The organism is Acinetobacter sp. SH20PTE14, assembly GCF_021391555.1.
Taxonomy (GTDB): Bacteria; Pseudomonadota; Gammaproteobacteria; order Pseudomonadales; family Moraxellaceae; genus Acinetobacter; species Acinetobacter amyesii.
Map to the genome: position 1 here is coordinate 1,005,002 of NZ_CP090067.1, position 17,889 is coordinate 1,022,890.

The 17,889-nt window shown below is 41.0% G+C and carries 19 protein-coding genes; 11 read left to right on the top strand and 8 right to left on the bottom strand.

The window, feature by feature from the left end; genetic code table 11:
• Window positions 1–111 precede the first annotated feature (111 nt).
• Window positions 112–414 carry a hypothetical protein gene (locus LXF01_RS04945; RefSeq protein ID WP_233945108.1) on the top strand — a complete coding sequence of 101 codons (303 nt, stop codon included), beginning with the start codon at window positions 112–114 and terminating at the stop codon, window positions 412–414.
• A 34-nt stretch (window positions 415–448) separates the two neighbouring features.
• A complete protein-coding gene (locus tag LXF01_RS04950; protein ID WP_233945109.1) occupies window positions 449–1,390 on the top strand; it encodes a DUF4424 family protein in 942 nt (313 codons plus the stop codon).
• A 342-nt stretch (window positions 1,391–1,732) separates the two neighbouring features.
• Here LXF01_RS04950 and LXF01_RS04955 read toward each other — a convergent pair whose 3' ends face one another.
• Entirely contained in the window at window positions 1,733–1,984 is a 252-nt protein-coding gene (locus tag LXF01_RS04955; RefSeq protein ID WP_233945110.1) for a hypothetical protein, read from the bottom strand.
• A gap of 348 nt (window positions 1,985–2,332) precedes the next feature.
• Here LXF01_RS04955 and LXF01_RS04960 point away from each other — a divergent pair, with 348 nt between their 5' ends.
• Window positions 2,333–2,860 (top strand): cysteine peptidase family C39 domain-containing protein, encoded by a 528-nt coding sequence (locus LXF01_RS04960; RefSeq protein ID WP_233945111.1) that lies wholly within the window; start codon window positions 2,333–2,335, stop codon window positions 2,858–2,860.
• 55 nt (window positions 2,861–2,915) lie between these two features.
• On the opposite strand, the gene LXF01_RS04965 is transcribed toward LXF01_RS04960, so the two are convergent.
• The 6 genes from LXF01_RS04965 to radA all read right to left on the bottom strand — a co-directional run bounded on the left by LXF01_RS04965 (window position 2,916) and on the right by radA (window position 8,682).
• Window positions 2,916–3,437, bottom strand: a complete 522-nt coding sequence (locus LXF01_RS04965; protein ID WP_233945112.1) for a tetratricopeptide repeat protein — start codon at window positions 3,435–3,437, stop codon at window positions 2,916–2,918.
• Between the two features lie 102 nt (window positions 3,438–3,539).
• Window positions 3,540–3,878, bottom strand: coding sequence for a DUF3325 domain-containing protein (locus LXF01_RS04970; RefSeq protein ID WP_233945113.1), 339 nt, complete (start codon window positions 3,876–3,878; stop codon window positions 3,540–3,542).
• Entirely contained in the window at window positions 3,875–5,617 is a 1,743-nt protein-coding gene (locus LXF01_RS04975; RefSeq protein ID WP_233945114.1) for a PepSY-associated TM helix domain-containing protein, read from the bottom strand. Before LXF01_RS04975 ends, LXF01_RS04970 begins: the two co-directional genes overlap by 4 nt.
• Before the next feature lies 1 nt (window position 5,618).
• Entirely contained in the window at window positions 5,619–5,966 is a 348-nt protein-coding gene (locus LXF01_RS04980) for a hypothetical protein (protein WP_180003354.1), read from the bottom strand.
• 202 nt (window positions 5,967–6,168) lie between these two features.
• On the bottom strand, window positions 6,169–7,170 hold the full coding sequence (locus LXF01_RS04985) for a Tim44 domain-containing protein (RefSeq protein WP_180020733.1): 1,002 nt from the start codon (window positions 7,168–7,170) through the stop codon (window positions 6,169–6,171).
• Window positions 7,171–7,293: 123 nt separating this feature from the next.
• Window positions 7,294–8,682 (bottom strand): DNA repair protein RadA, encoded by a 1,389-nt coding sequence (gene radA, locus LXF01_RS04990; protein ID WP_233945115.1) that lies wholly within the window; start codon window positions 8,680–8,682, stop codon window positions 7,294–7,296.
• A gap of 185 nt (window positions 8,683–8,867) precedes the next feature.
• Here radA and LXF01_RS04995 point away from each other — a divergent pair, with 185 nt between their 5' ends.
• A complete protein-coding gene (locus LXF01_RS04995; RefSeq protein WP_326489499.1) occupies window positions 8,868–9,395 on the top strand; it encodes a hypothetical protein in 528 nt (175 codons plus the stop codon).
• 75 nt (window positions 9,396–9,470) lie between these two features.
• Here the strand turns inward: LXF01_RS04995 and LXF01_RS05000 are convergent, their stop codons facing one another.
• On the bottom strand, window positions 9,471–10,832 hold the full coding sequence (locus tag LXF01_RS05000; RefSeq protein ID WP_233945116.1) for an alanine/glycine:cation symporter family protein: 1,362 nt from the start codon (window positions 10,830–10,832) through the stop codon (window positions 9,471–9,473).
• A gap of 332 nt (window positions 10,833–11,164) precedes the next feature.
• On the opposite strand from LXF01_RS05000, the gene LXF01_RS05005 reads away from it, so the two are divergent.
• The 7 genes from LXF01_RS05005 (at window position 11,165) to LXF01_RS05035 (ending at window position 17,814) form a co-directional block, all read left to right on the top strand.
• Window positions 11,165–12,568, top strand: a complete 1,404-nt coding sequence (locus LXF01_RS05005) for an amino acid permease (protein ID WP_233945117.1) — start codon at window positions 11,165–11,167, stop codon at window positions 12,566–12,568.
• A 344-nt stretch (window positions 12,569–12,912) separates the two neighbouring features.
• Window positions 12,913–13,122, top strand: a complete 210-nt coding sequence (gene lptM / locus LXF01_RS05010; protein ID WP_373684687.1) for an LPS translocon maturation chaperone LptM — start codon at window positions 12,913–12,915, stop codon at window positions 13,120–13,122.
• A gap of 24 nt (window positions 13,123–13,146) precedes the next feature.
• Window positions 13,147–14,391, top strand: coding sequence for a diaminopimelate decarboxylase (gene lysA / locus LXF01_RS05015; protein WP_233945118.1), 1,245 nt, complete (start codon window positions 13,147–13,149; stop codon window positions 14,389–14,391).
• A 13-nt stretch (window positions 14,392–14,404) separates the two neighbouring features.
• On the top strand, window positions 14,405–15,250 hold the full coding sequence (gene dapF / locus LXF01_RS05020; RefSeq protein WP_233945119.1) for a diaminopimelate epimerase: 846 nt from the start codon (window positions 14,405–14,407) through the stop codon (window positions 15,248–15,250).
• An 84-nt stretch (window positions 15,251–15,334) separates the two neighbouring features.
• Window positions 15,335–16,168 (top strand): enhanced serine sensitivity protein SseB C-terminal domain-containing protein, encoded by an 834-nt coding sequence (locus LXF01_RS05025; protein ID WP_233945120.1) that lies wholly within the window; start codon window positions 15,335–15,337, stop codon window positions 16,166–16,168.
• A gap of 71 nt (window positions 16,169–16,239) precedes the next feature.
• The gene (locus LXF01_RS05030; RefSeq protein ID WP_180003344.1) at window positions 16,240–17,163 is read left to right on the top strand and encodes a tyrosine recombinase XerC; all 924 of its coding nucleotides are present in this window, start codon (window positions 16,240–16,242) and stop codon (window positions 17,161–17,163) included.
• Window positions 17,164–17,442: 279 nt separating this feature from the next.
• Window positions 17,443–17,814, top strand: a complete 372-nt coding sequence (locus tag LXF01_RS05035) for a hypothetical protein (protein WP_218948070.1) — start codon at window positions 17,443–17,445, stop codon at window positions 17,812–17,814.
• Window positions 17,815–17,889 lie beyond the last annotated feature (75 nt).

Here is a 17,889-nt window from a genome sequence, read left to right on the forward strand (position 1 = left end):
CATCCCTCGACTAGGGCAGTATTGTACTTGGAAATAGAGTGAGTTCCAATCAAAAATTGGTTAATATGTAGATGAATAATCTGATAATAAAAAGATAATAACGTACATATCATGAATATATTAAAATTTAATATTTTCCTAGCTTTACTCGTATCTTCACAAGCTGTCTCAGCAAGGCGAGGCGACTTTTCACCACAAGATATTTTTTTTCTGCCTTTAATTTTGATTGGGGTTTTATCCTTATTTAAATTTTCAGGCTTTATTGAAAATTATACGAAAGGCTTAAATTTAACCCTTAGAGTAGTCATAAAAGCAGTGAGTTTTATTATTTTGATTGGCATCATTGCCCTTATAATTATCGGGATAGGGCTAATTTCTGAGTATATTCCTGAAAAATGGTCGATGATATTCTAGTGCAATTTTAAATATAAAAAATTGGAAGCTAATAATGAAAAAATTAACTGCATTCATATGCTTGTGTTTTTCAGCACTAACATATGCCAACGATTCAACAGGCTATGTGGCAACGGGAGGGGTGCAGTACCTTAAAAATAAAGACATTCAAATGTTCAGTGAAGACCTATTTATTAGTAAAAAAATGATCAAGGTCGATTATCAGTTTAAAAATCTGAGCAATAAAGACGTGACTGAAACCATACTCTTTCCACTGCCAAAAGTTGAAAACTTCTTTGAATCTGATTTTGCCAATACTGAAAAATTGCTAAAAAGTTTTAAAGTTCAGGTGAATGGAAAAATGATTCAGCCTGAAATGCATGTGCGCACTTTTATTCAAAAAGATGAAAAAACAGCCCCGATTGATATGACGGAGAGTTTTAAGCAATGCGGGTTTACGGAAAAAGACATGCTGAATCCGTGGAGCAGGCAAGATGATGAATATGAAACACTCGAGACAAAGCTTAGAAACTGTAAAAATGCAGCGCTGCAAAAAGTATTGCCCAATGATTCGAGTGAAGAAATTTCATGGTCATCTCAGGTGATTTACAGCTGGAAGCAAACCTTTAAAGCCAATGCGCTCACACGTGTACAGCATCAATATGCACCGCTGGTGGGCGGGTCTGTGGCTTTATATCCTGATGAATATAATCAAAGTTATTGTATGGATCAAAAGTTTAAGGCAGGACTCAGAAAGGCCAAATCACAGCATGCACCATTTCAAGCACTGGGCTATATCTTAAAAACTGGCGCCAATTGGGCAAAGCCTATTCAAGATTTTAAACTGACTATTGAGCGGGATGCTAACGAACTGGTTTCATTTTGCTGGGCAGGTAAAGTGAAGAAAATCAGCGCTACGCAGTTTCAAATGGTTGAAAAGAATTTTGTACCGAAACAAGATTTGGACATTATTTTTGTGAGTAAACGTCCGTCATAAGACACAATCCAGCAAGAGATATAACCAAAGTAATGAGCCTAGAAAAATTTAAATCATATGTTGCATATTTCTTGGGAATGTGTGCCTGTTTATATGGTTGTTATACTTTTTTCTATGAAAATGACAAATGGCATTTGTTGCTGTTTTCAATAATGTTGTACGGCTTGCTGTATGCAGTATTTAGATTTATCAGCAAAAAATCATGGAGCTGGTTGTGTCATGGCCTCAGTTTTATTGTTTTGTATAGCACTGTTTTAGCCATATTTTTTAGTTCAAGTTTTTTACAAATTAAAGAATTTCAACTGACTCATCCCAACTGGATTTTGGCAGATCAGGTTCATATTAATCAAGTTGAAATTGATGATTATAGGCAAAGGCGTTCACTGCAATATGCGTATACGCGAGTGCAATACCAATACATGCTGAATGAGCAAATAAGTACAGGTGTTGCAGATAAACTTGACCCGCAATATATGCTTTGGTTTCTTGAAACGTCGCAGGATTTAAAAAGTCAGAGCAGCACTCAAACTTAGCATGCAATACATCAGCAGCAGTATTCAGTGTATGTAAATACTCAAAATCCGAATCAATCACGATTTTTTCTTAACCAAGACTATTTTGAACTTCGTAATTCAGGGTTTGCATGGCTGATTTACGGCCTTCAAATGCTGTCCTTGGTTTTAGTTCTTATCGTTGTCATTTTGCTGTGGGATGCCTTTTCTGATTCGAAAGAATCTAAGACCGCTAAAAAAAGTAAGACTAAGCCTAAGGCAAAGGTGTAAAAAGCTAAACCTGATATAGAGTAAACATCTTCGTCCTAAAAAACTTCTGCACTAGGGATAAATTTTTTTTGATGCGGCATAACTATGTTTATAAAAATTGCCGTACAAATCGCGCTGATTTGTTTATTATCACTGCAGATTTAAGTTGTGAGTTCTTATTATGTCTTTGGAAATGCCTGAAGAATTAGCCAATCTTGAAGCCAATGGCGGCATTTTTGCAGTATGGATGCTGTTGCAGCATTTAGGCATTGATGCGGATGTTCAACAGTTGGTCGAAGTCTGCGGCTATGAGGCAGAGCATGGCACAACCACCATTGGTTTAGCTGTAGGACTGAGAAAGTTTGGCTTTCAAGTAAAGTTTTACACAGAGCATGATCCTGAGTTGCAAGACAGTGAAAAACGCAGCTATGCGGAAGCTGACCAATTGGAACTGCCTATTATATTGCCTGCAATTGGCTATGCACAAATTCAGCAGGCTTTTGAACAAAATCAGTTTGTGATTGTGTATTACGATACTCTAGAGGGCGTGGGGAATCATTCTTTGGTGTATGACATTGACGAAACTGAAATTAGTTTCTTTGACAGTTTTGATGCCATGCCAGCAGAGGTATTTGAACAGCAACGTGGGGCAGAGGGCATTTGCCGACAAGTGATTACTGTAGACGTAAATAATTATGTGGCGAGCTGAGCCATTTTGTTAAAAGCAAAAAGCCCATCATGAGATGGGCCTTTTTCTTTGTGATTTAAGCTTTGGGCTGTTCGGCCGCATTGGCTTTTTCATTCCAAAAATCTGCTTTTTCTTCATCAGCGTCGATGCCTAATCCATTAGCATAAATAAAAGCCAAATCACGCATAGCTTGAACTTCACCTAATTTTGCAGATTGTTCAACTAGTTCAATGGATTTAGCGACATCTTTTTCCACCACATCGCCGCGACGGTAAAAAGTGGCGAGTTCTAAAATTGCAGCAGGATGGTCATGTTTTGACGCTTGTTCTAACCAGCGGTGCGCATGCTCAAAATAGGTTTTAGATTCTTCAGGATCTTCTTCGAGCATGTCTTTGGCATAGACTGCATAGCCTTCACCCAGCCAATACATTGCTTCTACATGACCTAACTGAGCTGCTTTGAGTGCCCATTCTTCAGCAAGTTCAACATGCTCATCATTTTCACATTGCATATAAATTTCAGCCAGTTCAAATTGAGCATCTTTATTGCCTGCCATAGCGCGGTTATATAAAGCAGGAGAGATTGAAAGTTCAGACATGTGTAATCCAAAAGAGCAGAATAGGCATAGCCTAATCGGTTGGCATGAAAAAAGCCAATCCGAAGATTGGCTTTCAATGTTTAGAGATCGTTGTCTAAAGAATTAAAATTTCAATAACACTGCAGACAATACAAATATGATAACTAATGCACCAATAATTTTCCAAAAATACTCAGCGATATAACTAATACATAGCCCGACAAATAAAGCCGCAATGGTCAGCGCGCCAAACCAATAACTGATGTTATTGCTCGGCGTGCCAAGTGAGAGGCAAAGTAGTAAGGCGATGATCAATAGCGCCCAACCGACTAGCGTGGCTAATCGTGTTTGGCCCACACTTAACTCTTTGCTGTGAAACTGCTTTTGATGTTTAGACATGCTGCATGCCAAGGCAAAAAAACCTAAGCTACTCAGTGCCCAAATCAGAAGAAAGAACATCATGCTTCAACCTCCTTTGTGCCACGTACTTTTTTAACAGGCAGTCCTTTATGCTTTTTCACTTTGTAAAATGAATAGGCAAACAAGATAGCCAAAAGCCACATTGCAAGATCAAAGGATGCAATCATCCATTGGCCATTTGCCATGGTATTCCAAAGCGCTTGACCACCAGTCATGAAGTTTACAATCGGCAGTAAAGCAAAAATTGCTGTGGCAAAAGCTAAAAGTTCTAGCCACGCTTGACGATGCGTACGGAACATCGCATAAACGAGCGTCAGTAGCCAAACAATAAAGAAACTACGAATTTCTAATTCCGAACGGTTTTCAAGCTGTGTGGGAATAAAACGGTTGGCATAGAAAAATGCTGCACAGGCAATGGGTAAACCAATAATCGCTGCAATATTGGTCACTTCAACCGTGCGGTAGCCAAATGATTTAAAGCCTTGTTTTTGCTGTTGCGGCGCACGTTTTACACACCACAGAATGAGACCTGTAGCGACCATCAGGGTGCCTACAATCCCTGAAATAAACAGCAGCCAACGTAGAGCTAAGTCTACACCACGTGCTTCATGTAGCGTGGTGACTACATTGTAAATACCCATCGGTACAGAAGGGTGCTTTAATTTGGCACTTTCGTCAGTTAAGTCTTTGCCTGTTACGCCATCAAATTGTTTGCTTGCATAGACATTTCGATATGCAACACTTTCACCATGTAATGCGCGTAGCTCAATTTTAGCTTGGTCTGTATTCGGTGCAATGATGCTAACGGTACTAATAGGATTAGTTCTCAATTCAGCCTGAACCGCAGTTACTATTGGCGCTAAGTTGGTCAGCGGCGCAGCAACAACAGGTTGCTCTTCACGTTTAGAGCGACGATCTCCTCGACCTTCACCACGGCCCTCAGCACGATTTTTGCCTTGGTTTTGTGCAGAATTGGCACGGGCTTGCTGTGGGCGTTCGCCACGTTCTTGAGCAGATTCACGTCCTTCAGGTTTATTTTCCTGAACTAAGGCACGATTTTGTTCTTGTAAAAATTGTCCACGGTTTTCATAAATACGCTCAATCCCCCAAGGCATGATCGTAAATAACAGCAGCAACAGGCCACTAAAGGTGATCATGATGTGGAAGGGAAGCGCAAATACTGCGGTTGCATTATGTGCATCGAGCCAAGAACGTTGTCCTTTACCTGAACGGAAGGTAAAGAAATCTTTAAAGATTTTTTTATGAGTAATTACACCACTAATGATGGCAACTAACATAAACAGTGTCGCTATCCCGACAAACCATCGCGTCCACATACGTGGCATGCCATACAGTTCGAAATGGAAACGATAGAGAAAATTACCACCACGCGTATCGCGCGGCTCAAGCACTTCACCTGTAGCACTATCAATGTAGATTTGTTTACCACCACGGCGTGCGCGAGGGTCTTCACCTTGTTCACGTACGATAATTAAGGTGGCATTTTGACGCGTATTCGGCAGTAAAATATTCCAAGCACCTGCATTTGGATGATTTTGTTGTAAATAATTCAGTGCAACTTGAGTTTGTTGGACTTGTGAACTGGCTGGAACAGATTGATGCAGCTCAGGAGTCATCCAGACATTGATTTCATTTTTAAAGAAGCTTAGGGTTCCGGTCAGGAAAATAGCATACAGCAACCAACCTAAGATTAGGCTAGCCCATGTATGCAGCCAAGACATGGACTGGCGAGGCCCCTCTACTTTTGCATCAACACGCATTTTAGCTTCCCATCATCATGTAAATGGCATACAAACACACCGCAGGGATCACAATGCCTAAAGTTGCTTTGAGGGTTTTATTCACCATAAAGACCCAAATAAATGCACAGCTCCACAGGATAAATGAAATTAAAGTTGCACTCATGGCTGCACTTCCACGGTCTTCGCTAAATACATCTGCAATTACGATGGCAGATAGCATTGCGACAACATATCCGCCCACTAAAGCGAGGGCAAAGCGATAGAAAATCATCAAGCGATAGGTCAATAGAGAAGGAGTGTCTTTACGCGTTTTAGGCAGCGCAGATGTGAGGGGTGTCACAAGTGCCTCAGGTGGTGAGCTATTCATAAAATACTTAAGCGCTTGGAAATTGTATTAAAGTTAATCTAAATGATAACAATTATTATTAATAATTAGAATAATGTATTCACAAAATTATTGATATTTCAGCATGCTGAGTAGAAATTGATTTAAAAAGAGGGGAAATAAAGGCAAAAAAATAGCGACCGAAGTCGCTATTTTAGAATGCAAGAATGCTTATGTGTCTACATTATTGCTCTTGTTGAATGCCTGCAACTAACCAGTCTTGATCAGAACCCGCAGGTTTAACAAAATGCCATACTTCAGCAAAAGGCTGTGGCAGGCTATTTAAGTCTTCACTTACAGTACCTGTAAAACGCACACTTACAACGTATTGACCATTTTCGTTAGCAGAATCGACCACCATAGCATTTAAGTTAGAAAACTCAGCAACGTCTTCATCTTTATTCGCCATAATGTCGTTATACATAGACTGGTAAAGATCAGGCGTTAAGTAACGCTGAATTTCAGAAATGTTGCTTGCCGTATTCATCGATTGAATGTGGTTAAAACGCTGACGTGCAACACGTAAAAATGTTGCTGGTTCTGTACCATCAGGCAATTGATTGCCGCTGTTGGTATAGGCAGCACCAAAAGGCGCATTCGTTGCAGCAGCTGCACCAAATGGAGCATTTGAAGCTGCTGAATTACCGCCTACAGAATTACCAAAAATATTCGTATTGTCATTACCTGCACGAGGTGCGGCATTTTGCTGGCCAAACGGTGCATTGTTTGCACCGCTGTTTGGCGCATACGGATTGTTAGTGGCTAGTTTTTTTTTTGCGCCCATCTTACGGAAAATGAAGAAGGCAACAGCAGCGGCAAGTAAAATCCAGATCCAGCCTGGAATACCACCTTTCTCTTCCTGTTGTTGAGCTTGCGCTTCAGAAGCTGCTTGACCGTTATTGTCATCGGCCATCGCATTTGCAGCGACAGCACCAATTGCAGCACCAGCCACACCTGCAGCAACCATTCCGCCCACATTCGAGCCAGATTTTGCTGGAGCGCCAGCAGTTGCAGGCTGTTGAACAGGAGCAGATTGACGAGGTTGCTGATAAGACTGAGTTGGAGCAGCTTGACGGCTCATACCATGGCTTTTACCACCACCGGCACGTTTCGCTTCTGCAATCGGCGCTACCAAAAGGGCTGCTGTTAAAAGAGCAGTCATCAAACCACGCTGTCGAACTTCCATCAAATTTTCCTATATCTATATAAAATTAAAATAGCCATCTAGTTATGCCGCCATTTGTACTGAATTTCAATAGAACATCGGTAAAAAATTGAAAATTCATTCAAAATAAACGATTCAACGTAACTAAGACTCATCGGTCAGCGTAATTGCCTGACTCAACGCCTCATGTAAACGTGCGACAGAAATAATTTCTACACCTGAAATGGGTTTTTGCGGTGCATTCCCACGCGGTAAAATAATGGTTTTAAAACCATGCTTAATGGCTTCTTTAAGTCGTTCCTGTCCATTGGGTACAGGACGGATTTCGCCTGAAAGTCCGACTTCCCCAAATACTGCCAAATGTTGTGGCAGGGCTTTAGCTCTTAAGCTAGAGGCACAAGCTAAAAGTACCGCAAGGTCAGAACCTGTTTCTGTGATTTTTAAACCACCCACGACATTGACATAGACATCTTGTCCAGCGGTTTGTACGCCACCATGACGGTGCATAACGGCTAAAAGCATGTTTAAACGGTTTTGTTCTAAACCTAAGGCCACGCGTCGAGGTTGTCCATGCGCATCATCCACCAAAGCCTGAACTTCAACTAAAAGTGGGCGTGTACCTTCACGGCTAATCATGACAATGGAACCCGGAATGGCTTGATCATAACGACTCAGGAAAATAGCGGAAGGGTTTGATACCTCGCGCAGACCTTTATCAGTCATGCCAAATACACCAAGCTCGTTGACCGCACCAAAACGGTTTTTGACCGCACGAATCATACGGAAGCGAGAGTCAGACTGACCTTCAAAATACAAAACACAATCGACCATGTGCTCAAGCACGCGAGGGCCTGCCAAAGAACCTTCTTTCGTTACGTGACCGACAATAAACAGTGCAGTGCCACTATTTTTGGCAAAGCGAGTCAGGAGTGCAGCCGATTCACGAATTTGGGAAACACCGCCCGGCGCAGACTGGAGTGTCTCGGTGTATAGGGTTTGGATCGAATCTAAAATGGCAACGGCAGGGCGTTCATGTGCCAAAACTTCACAAATACGCTCGACACAGGTTTCGGCCATGACTTTGAGTTGATCGGTCGGCAAATCTAGGCGCTGGGCACGTAGAGCCACTTGAGACAAAGATTCCTCACCAGTGACATATAAGGCAGAACTTTTACTCGCCGCCATATAGGTTGCGGTTTGTAGCAAAATAGTGGATTTACCAATGCCGGGGTCACCACCGATGAGTACAACTGAACCTGTGACCAGTCCACCACCGAGCACACGGTCAAATTCACCAATACCTGTTGCCATTCGAGTTTCATGCGAAACGGAAACTTGATTTAAGGTAGTCACAGCAGCGGCTTGACCTGCATAGCCACCGCCCATTTTAGGCTGCGCACGGTGTGTAACAGCGGGTGCAATACTGACTTCGACTAATGAATTCCATTCACCACATTCGGTACATTGACCGGCCCATTTGGGATGATCAGCACCACATTGTTCACATCGATAGACACTTTTTGCTTTCGCCATAATATTTACTGTGCACAAACTCAAATTGAGTCACAGCATAGCGGTGAATACATCGAAAAACCAAGTTTTTATCGCATGAAATGACTGATGAAGGTCAATTGATGTCGTTTTATTTTCTATAGCTGCACTTTTACATAGTAAGCACTTTATAATAGCGCATTATATTTTTTGAAATGGGTCACAACATGACTGAACTATTACGACATATCGATGCCATCGCACGTGAAAAAAATCGTGATGTGTTATTTGTGCATTTTGAAGAATATGATCATCAACATCCTGAAAAAAATACGGTGCGTAATGATGTTATGCACTGGTTTGACCTGCAAAATATCGACTATTTCCCTTGTATGGGGCTAGAAGGTGAGTCTTTAATCGATAGCTATACAGGTGATTTATACCTTGACGTACCTTTTGATGAAAGCAGCCCTGCATATAAAACTCTCAGTGAATATCTTGAAGATGAACAAGGGAACATGAAAATTCAGGGGGTATTGTTCTTTTCTTTATCCTTGGAAATTGCCCTAGAAATCGAAGCTGATCTGATGGAAGTTAGTGCTGTAGATTCTGAATATGCTGAAAATGAGTTTGGTGACCAATTTGGTGAAGGCTTTATTGAAGATGCTGAAGCAGATCCAAAAGATGAAGCAGCCAATGAAAGCAACACGAAAAACGACAAATTTGATGATGGTCAAATTGGTACGATTCAATAAGTAAATATTGATTTTCAGTCCGAATAAAAAAGCCACGTGAATTCACGTGGCTTTTTGTTGAGCAGGATGGAGGTATTAGTACAACTCACCTGATTTACGACGTTCAATAAAATCTTTCGATTCTTTCACAATGATGCCTGAGAGCAATAACAGTGCAATACAGTTTGGTGCAGCCATCAAACCGTTAAAGGTATCGGCAAATAACCAAACGAGATCAAGTGTTACGACACAGCCGACAAAGACTGATGCGATGTAAATAATTCGATAAATCAGTACTGACTTTTCACCTAAGAGGTATGTACAGCATTTTTCACCATAATAGCTCCAACCCAGAATGGTTGAATAAGCGAAGAAAATAATACCGAAAGTCACGACCCAACCACCGAAGCCTGGCAGTAGTTTGTCAAAAACACTAATCGTCAGTACGGCACCCGTTTGATCACCAAAGCTTTGTCCCGCCATGATGAAGCCCATCACCAGTACGATACCTGTAATTGAGCAAACAATGATGGTGTCTAAGAACGTACCTGTCATAGAGACAAGACCTTGACGTGCTGGATGGTCAGTTTTTGCAGCCGCAGCGGCAATGGGTGCTGAGCCCATACCTGCTTCATTAGAGAATACACCACGTGCCACACCATAACGAATCGCGGCACCAATCGCACCACCCACAGCAGCTTCGCCCGTAAATGCATAGCTAAAGATCATTTTTAGTGCAGGAATCACCAATTCAAGGTTGTTGAAAATAATGATTAAGCCACCCAATACATAACCTACCGCCATAATTGGAACAATAAATGAAGAGGCTTTTGAAATGGATTTGATGCCGCCTAAAATAACGAGGGCAGAGAATATGGTGATGACGATTGCAGTGGTGAGTGTGCTGATCCCTAAGCTGTTTTCCACAGCAAGCGCGACAGTGTTGGACTGTACTGAGCTACCAATACCAAAGGATGCCAAAGTACCAAATAGGGCAAATACCACTGCCAACCATTTCCACTTAGGTCCAAGTCCACGTTCGATGTAATACATTGGACCACCGTTCATTTCGCCATTTTCATTTTTATGACGAAACTTCACAGCGAGTACACCTTCACCATATTTGGTTGCCATACCAAAGAGCGCGGTTATCCACATCCAAAACACTGCGCCCGGACCACCGAGCACACAAGCGGTGGCTACACCGGCAATATTACCTGTACCAATGGTGGCAGAAAGTGCGGTCATAAGTGAGGCGAAATGAGAAATATCGCCATCATGTTGATTGGCTTTAGGATGCTTGCCAAAGACTTGTTTGAATGCGAAAGGCAACATGCGAAATTGCCAGAAAAGTAGTCGGAAGGTGAGGAATACACCTGTTCCGACAATGAGGACCAACATGTACGGGCCCCAGACCCATCCACTGAGTGTTTCCATGATATTTTGAATTTCTTGCATAGTATCTTCTTCTTATCGGCCCTGAGTGAGTGAATGCTACATTTTTGATATCTGTAGCAATTGATATGCCATTGTTAGAAACTTCCATGATTTTTGGCATAAATTTTTATCGTTGGTAAAATATTTTTTGCATAAAATTTAAGTTATTACAAGTAAATTGTTGTTTTATTAGTCGCTTTAAAATGTGAACTGGCGCTAAGATTTTTATATATAAGAAAAATAAATTAACTTTGTCACTTAATCCGAAAATATAGATGATGAGAAATAATTTTGTATTTTCTGAAATTTTTACGTTAATTTGTCGCAATTGGAACGCGAAGTTGAATTAAATAATGTCAAATGAAATTCATGGATCGCACGCTGATAGCGGCGATTTGAAACGAAGCTTGTCCAACCGACACCTGCAATTGATTGCGATTGGTGGTGCGATTGGTACAGGTTTATTTATGGGGTCAGGAAAGACCATCAGTTTAGCTGGTCCGTCCATCCTTATTATCTATATGATTATTGGTTTTATGGTTTTCCTCGTCATGCGTGCATTAGGCGAGTTATTACTATCAAATCTTGAATATAAATCTTTTATCGATTTTGCAACCCACTTAATTGGCCCGTGGGCAGGCTATTTTGTGGGTTGGACCTATTGGCTGTGCTGGATCACTATAGGGATTGCTGATTTATCGGCCATCATTTATTACCTGCAATTCTTTAATGGAGGTAACCCGTTCTCGCCCGAAGAAGGGGTGATGATCAGTGTTGCCGCCATTGTCTTTATCATGGGGTTAAACCTTGTTACGGTTAAACTTTTTGGTGAATTAGAGTTCTGGTTTGCACTGATTAAGATTATTGCAATCGTGGTGCTTATTGGTGTCGGTCTTTGGATGATCTTTACCGGTTTTACCTCATCGACAGGTGAAATCGCATCATTCACACATTTATGGTCACATGGTGGTCTATTCCCAACAGGAGTAACTGGCTTCTTGGCAGGTTTCCAGATCGCCATTTTTGCCTTTGTCGGCGTAGAACTCGTTGGTACTACGGCAGCAGAAACCAAAGATCCAGAACACAACTTGCCTAAAGCTGTGAACTCGATTCCGATTCGTATCATTATTTTCTATGTGCTTGCACTTGTGATTGTGATGTCTGTTACGCCATGGAATGCCATTGACCCAAGCATTTCACCATTCGTGAACTTGTTTAGCCAAGCCGGTATTGCTGCTGCTGCGATTATTATGAACTTGGTGGTGTTGTCATCAGTTATGTCATCGATGAATAGTGGTGTGTTCTCGACTTCACGTATGTTGTTTGGTTTATCTCGTGAAGAGCAAGGTCCAAAAGCGTTTGGCCGTCTAAACTCACGTGCAGTTCCGGCAAATGCGTTATATTTCTCGGCAGTTTGTTTGCTGTTGGGTGCTGCATTACAGTATTTCGTTCCGAACACGGTTGAAGCCTTCACTTTAGCAACCACACTTTCGACGATTTTATTTATCTGTGTATGGCTCATGATTATCTGGAGCTATATCGTTTACTATAAAACTCGTCCTGAGTTACATGCGAAGTCAACCTTTAAATTACCAGGTGGCTTATATACTTGCTGGCTCGTGATTATCTTCTTCATCGGCATGATTTATGTTTTGTCATTAGAAGCAGATACCATGAAAGCGCTCATGGTGAGCCCAATTTGGTTCATCATTTTGATTATTGGTTATTTCGGTTTTTATAAGACAAAGCACCATTAATTTACATTTTTGAAATGATGTAAAAACATAAAAAGCTGCTCCTGAGGGGGCAGCTTTTTTATTTGAATATGGATTTATTTTAAGTTAAAACAGACTGTTTATTAGCGTTTCGATTTGTATTAAACAGCATTCAAATTGATAAGCTATTTCAGTGAAATCAATAGCCTGATCGAGCTAGAAATAAAGACAAATAAGGATTGAAAACAGCACCATCAAATTTTGCTTAAATTTAGTGCAGAATGGCAAAAAGCTCACTTGGAATTACAGGGCTTTTCTTTTATCCGCGGGTTGATCACGTTATACTCGGAAAAATCTTTTCATTAGGTACGTTTATGTATCGTTTTATGAATTATAAAATTATTGTATTAGCAAGTGCTGTGCTGCTGACCGCTTGTGGTCAGTCTGGTGCATTGCATTTACCTTCAGATGCAAATGCAGATAAGCGCGCTAAATATCTGATTTATCCAGATACGCCTGCACAGCAAAAGCAGGAAAAACAAGCGGCTCCTGTTGCCACTGAATTGGAATCATCAAATTCTAACCCTACACCTTAATGCTTTTATAGAAAGGATACTTTCATGAGTTTCACCCGTACGAATGGGGTATTGCATGCAGAGCAATGTTCTTTACAACAGCTTGCACAGCAATATGGCACACCGCTTTATGTTTATTCAAAAGCTACTTTTGAAAAGCATTATTCAGATATGGATCGTGCATTTAGCTTTATCGACCATCAAATTTGTTTTGCGGTAAAGTCAAACTCTAATCTTGCGGTGTTAAACGTACTTGCCAAGCAAGGCGCTGGTTTTGATATCGTGACGGGTGGTGAACTCGCACGTGTATTAAAAGCCGGTGGTGAAGCTTCTAAAATTGTATTCTCAGGTTTGGGTAAAACTGAAGCCGATATCCAAAAAGCATTGGACGTGGGTATTGCATGTTTTAACGTTGAATCACATGCAGAGTTGGATCGAATCCAAAAAGTTGCTGCGGCAATGGGTAAGAAAGCACCGATTTCATTGCGTGTAAATCCAGATGTGGATGCTAAAACCCATCCTTATATCTCTACGGGTTTAAAAGAAAATAAATTCGGTATTCCTTCAGACAGTGTTTTTGAAACTTATGCTTATGCGGCATCATTGCCAAATCTTGAGATTATCGGGATTGATTGTCATATCGGCTCACAGTTGACTGAAACTCAGCCTTTTGTTGATGCACTTGATCGTGTCATTGTGATGATCAATCAACTGAAAGAGATGGGTATTCATCTAAAACACATCGATATTGGTGGTGGTTTAGGCGTAACGTACAAAGACGAAGTTCCGCCAACCGTTGAAGAATATGCTCAGGCAATGCGTCCGGCATTAGAAAAATTAGGCCTTAAGGTATATATGGAGCCGGGGCGTAGTATTTCTGCAAATGCAGGTGTGTTGTTAACTAAAGTTGATTTGCTCAAACCGACCAATCATCGTAATTTTGCCATTATTGATGCTGCTATGAACGACTTAATCCGTCCTGCTTTATATGAAGCATGGATGGATATTCAGGAAGTAACGCCTCGTACTGATACAGATAAGAAAGACTGGGATGTTGTTGGCGCGATTTGCGAAACCGGTGATTTCCTTGGTAAGCAACGTCAGTTGGCGATTCAAGAAAATGACGTGCTTGCAGTATTGGGTGCGGGTGCTTATGGTTTTGTCATGAGCTCAAACTACAACAGCCGCGGACGTGCTGCTGAAGTGATGGTTGATGGTGATCAGTCTCATTTGATTCGTGAGCGTGAAACCATTGAATCATTATGGGAACGTGAACGTTTATTGCCTTAAGGAGAAATTCGAGATGTTATTAGAATTTACCAAAATGCATGGCCTTGGCAATGACTTTATGGTGGTCGATCTAATTAGCCAACGGGCTTATTTAGATACAGTGACGATTCAGCGTTTGGCCGACCGTCATTTTGGTATTGGTTTTGATCAGCTTTTGATTGTAGAGCCACCTGATTTACCCAATGTCGATTTTAAATATCGTATTTTTAATGCAGATGGTTCGGAAGTTGAACAATGTGGTAATGGCGTACGTTGTTTTGCACGCTTTGTGCATGAACGTAAGTTGACCAGCAAAACCAAAATCAAAGTACAAACCAAGTCAGGTATCGTAGAGCCTGAATTAGGTGCGAATGGTTGGGTGCGCGTTAATATGGGTTATCCACGCTTTTTGCCGGATGAAATACCATTTATTGCTGAAGAGCCTGAAAACTTATACGACATTGCATTAGCGAATAATGAACAACTCACCATTGATGTGGTGAGTATGGGTAATCCGCATGCAGTGACGATCGTTCCTGATGTCATTACCGCAGACGTTGCTAAAATTGGTCCACAAGTCGAATCGCATGAGCGTTTTCCACAGCGAGTAAATGCTGGCTTTATGCAAATTTTGGATGAGAAACATGCACGCTTACGTGTATTTGAACGTGGTGTCGGTGAAACTATGGCCTGTGGTACAGGTGCTTGTGCAGCGGCAGTATCAGGTATGCGTCGTGGTTTATTAGCCAATTCGGTCGAAATAGAGTTGGCAGGTGGTAAGCTGCAAATTGAGTGGCAAGAAGGTGGTGTGGTCTGGATGACCGGACCAACCGCAACAGTTTACGAAGGACGCTTAGATTTAAGTTACTTCCAAGGTTAAACTCCAAGCCCTGATTCATTCAGGGCTTTTTTCATAAAATAAAAAGTGAATAAAAAATTATAATTCAATGGGATTGGAATCAACATGGAACAAATAAACGAAGAAATAAAAGAAGAAATCTTAGAGCAACTTTTTCATAAAGCTTTACATGAACCTGCGTATCGACCCGAATTTTTAGCTCAATTATTAGCGGCCAATGTGTATTGTGTGGGAACAACAGGGGGACGTGATTCACGTATTGCCGAAGCTTTGATCTTGGATGAAGGCGACAGCGTTCAATTGAAATCATGGGAAGATGAGACTTATTATTGCGCCATCCCGTTTTTTACGTCCTTGGAAAAAATGCGGTTGGCAATATCTGAAGAGGAGTCGTATATCCGGCTACCAACCAAGGCATTATTTGAAATGACCATTGGGGCAAGGCTTGTATTGAATCCACAATCATCTGATGCGACGAAGGACTTTGTACCAGAAGAAATTCAACATTTGCTGAACGGGCAGTATATTCAGCCCTCAGAAAACTATGAAGTTACGGAAGATACGGAAGTTTTAATTGGTCAGCCGGTGGAATATCCGCAGTTTATGATTGATCAATTAAGCATTTTTTTGGGTACAGAGCGTGTGGTAAAAGCTGCTTATTTGGCGCAAATGCTGAATGAAGCTCGAGATGATTCACCAACTTTGTTGATCGGACTAGATTTAGAAGCAGGGTTATCTGAACAACAAATTCAAAATTTGCACAGTAAAATTGGTCGTATCACACAGGATAGTTTAAAAGAGCAATGCCCAGTGGATTTAATCCATGTCAATCCACACAGTGTGGATGGTGTAGAAGGGTATTTGCTTAATGAAACGCAAGCTTTTTACCAACGTGTTGATGGTAAGCCTAAGGGGTTCTTTGCTAGACTCTTTTCATAAAATAGATATGTAAAATCGCTTTAGTGAACGTACTGCAACGCTAAAGCACATGTTGAAATGGGAGAAGACAGATGACGATGGATCAGAGTCAACTACTGACTATGTGGTTGAAGGAACGTGAAATTCAAAATCAGTCTAAACATACATTGCAAGCGTATGAGCGTGATGTCAGTGATTTTCTCCAATTTTGTACAATACGCAACTTGCCACTGCATGATGTTGAAAAGTCAGATCTGCGTGAATTTGTTGCTCATAAAGTGGAACAGTTTCAGCTCAGTCCAAGTAGTTTGCAGCGCATGTTATCTTCGATACGCCAATTTATGAAATGGGCAGAACAAGGAAATTATCTCAATTTTAATCCTGCAGATGATTTTCAGCTCAAACGCCAATCACGTCCTTTACCTGGATTGGTCGATATTGAAACCATTAAACAAATCATGGAACAGCCTGAGCCAGAAAGTGAAACTCAACGGCAGCTTTGGATACGTGATAAAGCGATTTTGGAGCTGCTATATTCAAGTGGTTTACGTTTGGCTGAAGTGCAGGGCTTAACCATTCGAGATATTGATTTTAATCGCCAACTGTTACGTATTACGGGTAAAGGGAATAAAACGCGCATTGTACCTTTCGGTTCTAAAGCCAAAGAGGCTGTGATGCATTGGTTGCAATTATATCCTGCATGGCATGGTGATTTTGTCCCAGAAGCCCAAGTTTTTATCACTCAAAAAGGCAATCCACTAGGGGTAAGACAAATAGAAAATCGAGTTAAATTTCAAGCTCGACGTGCAGGTGTAAATGTCGATTTACATCCGCATTTATTACGACATTGCTTCGCTAGCCATATGTTGTCCAATAGCGGTGACTTGCGTGCTGTACAAGAAATGTTGGGGCATAGTAATTTAACCACTACACAAATTTATACCCATGTGGATTTTGATCGATTGGCACAAGTTTATGATCAGGCCCATCCAAGGGCACAGCATAAAGATTCGTAACAATTGCAAAAACGACTTTGGTACTCAGTGGTCTAAATTTTGCTTAAATTTACAGGCTAGATTTTACATTTTGTATCCTAAAGTGGTCTACTTCATGAAAATTAAATAAGGATGTGAAAAAATATTGGTAAAATTGACCGACATTTTGAACTATTGTCGCATTATAAAAATTCAAATTATCGGGTATAAAAATTGTCCATTATTGAATTGACGTAAGTGCTGAAGTGAAATTCGCCATTTACTAAATTGCTGTACCGTTAAAAATATATAGGCCATACCATGATTTCAGATATTCAAGAAAAATATGACCAGTTAAATGGTCAGCAAAAAGAAATTTTTGCAGGATACGGCTTACGCCAGATCAAACACTTTGTTGAAATCAGTTTGCCTGAAGTAGAAGCTGTATTGCCTGAAGGTGCGCAGCTACAAGGGATTAATGCCGATGGTAAAGTTCAGGCGTTTAATGCGGCGACGGGCCAATACTTTATTTGGATTTCGGATAAACAATGGCAGCTTACCAATAAAGCAACTGCTAAATTTGACAGTAAAGAAGATGCCCTCACCATTTGGCGTATTTTTGATTTGGCAAAGTATGAACTTATTGACCTAAGCCACATCCATCGTGACTTTTTGGAAAAACAGCCAGCCTAAACCATTGGTCAAATAAACAACTCATGGGCTATCTTCATTGGTTTTGGATGTTTAGCCCTTATATCACCCGCACCA

Excerpts from the sequence above, each read along its gene's own strand:
- LXF01_RS04970 (WP_233945113.1), bottom strand. The coding sequence starts at position 3,878 with ATGATGTTCTTTCTTCTGATTTGGGCACTGAGTAGCTTAGGTTTTTTT.
- LXF01_RS04945 (WP_233945108.1), top strand. The coding sequence starts at position 112 with ATGAATATATTAAAATTTAATATTTTCCTAGCTTTACTCGTATCTTCA.
- LXF01_RS04980 (WP_180003354.1), bottom strand. The coding sequence starts at position 5,966 with ATGAATAGCTCACCACCTGAGGCACTTGTGACACCCCTCACATCTGCG.
- dapF (WP_233945119.1), top strand. The coding sequence starts at position 14,405 with ATGTTATTAGAATTTACCAAAATGCATGGCCTTGGCAATGACTTTATG.
- LXF01_RS05025 (WP_233945120.1), top strand. The coding sequence starts at position 15,335 with ATGGAACAAATAAACGAAGAAATAAAAGAAGAAATCTTAGAGCAACTT.
- LXF01_RS05035 (WP_218948070.1), top strand. The coding sequence starts at position 17,443 with ATGATTTCAGATATTCAAGAAAAATATGACCAGTTAAATGGTCAGCAA.
- LXF01_RS05005 (WP_233945117.1), top strand. The coding sequence starts at position 11,165 with ATGTCAAATGAAATTCATGGATCGCACGCTGATAGCGGCGATTTGAAA.
- LXF01_RS04975 (WP_233945114.1), bottom strand. The coding sequence starts at position 5,617 with ATGCGTGTTGATGCAAAAGTAGAGGGGCCTCGCCAGTCCATGTCTTGG.
- LXF01_RS05000 (WP_233945116.1), bottom strand. The coding sequence starts at position 10,832 with ATGCAAGAAATTCAAAATATCATGGAAACACTCAGTGGATGGGTCTGG.
- LXF01_RS04965 (WP_233945112.1), bottom strand. The coding sequence starts at position 3,437 with ATGTCTGAACTTTCAATCTCTCCTGCTTTATATAACCGCGCTATGGCA.
- LXF01_RS04985 (WP_180020733.1), bottom strand. The coding sequence starts at position 7,170 with ATGGAAGTTCGACAGCGTGGTTTGATGACTGCTCTTTTAACAGCAGCC.
- LXF01_RS04995 (WP_326489499.1), top strand. The coding sequence starts at position 8,868 with ATGACTGAACTATTACGACATATCGATGCCATCGCACGTGAAAAAAAT.
- LXF01_RS04960 (WP_233945111.1), top strand. The coding sequence starts at position 2,333 with ATGTCTTTGGAAATGCCTGAAGAATTAGCCAATCTTGAAGCCAATGGC.
- radA (WP_233945115.1), bottom strand. The coding sequence starts at position 8,682 with ATGGCGAAAGCAAAAAGTGTCTATCGATGTGAACAATGTGGTGCTGAT.
- LXF01_RS05030 (WP_180003344.1), top strand. The coding sequence starts at position 16,240 with ATGACGATGGATCAGAGTCAACTACTGACTATGTGGTTGAAGGAACGT.
- LXF01_RS04950 (WP_233945109.1), top strand. The coding sequence starts at position 449 with ATGAAAAAATTAACTGCATTCATATGCTTGTGTTTTTCAGCACTAACA.
- lptM (WP_373684687.1), top strand. The coding sequence starts at position 12,913 with ATGAATTATAAAATTATTGTATTAGCAAGTGCTGTGCTGCTGACCGCT.
- lysA (WP_233945118.1), top strand. The coding sequence starts at position 13,147 with ATGAGTTTCACCCGTACGAATGGGGTATTGCATGCAGAGCAATGTTCT.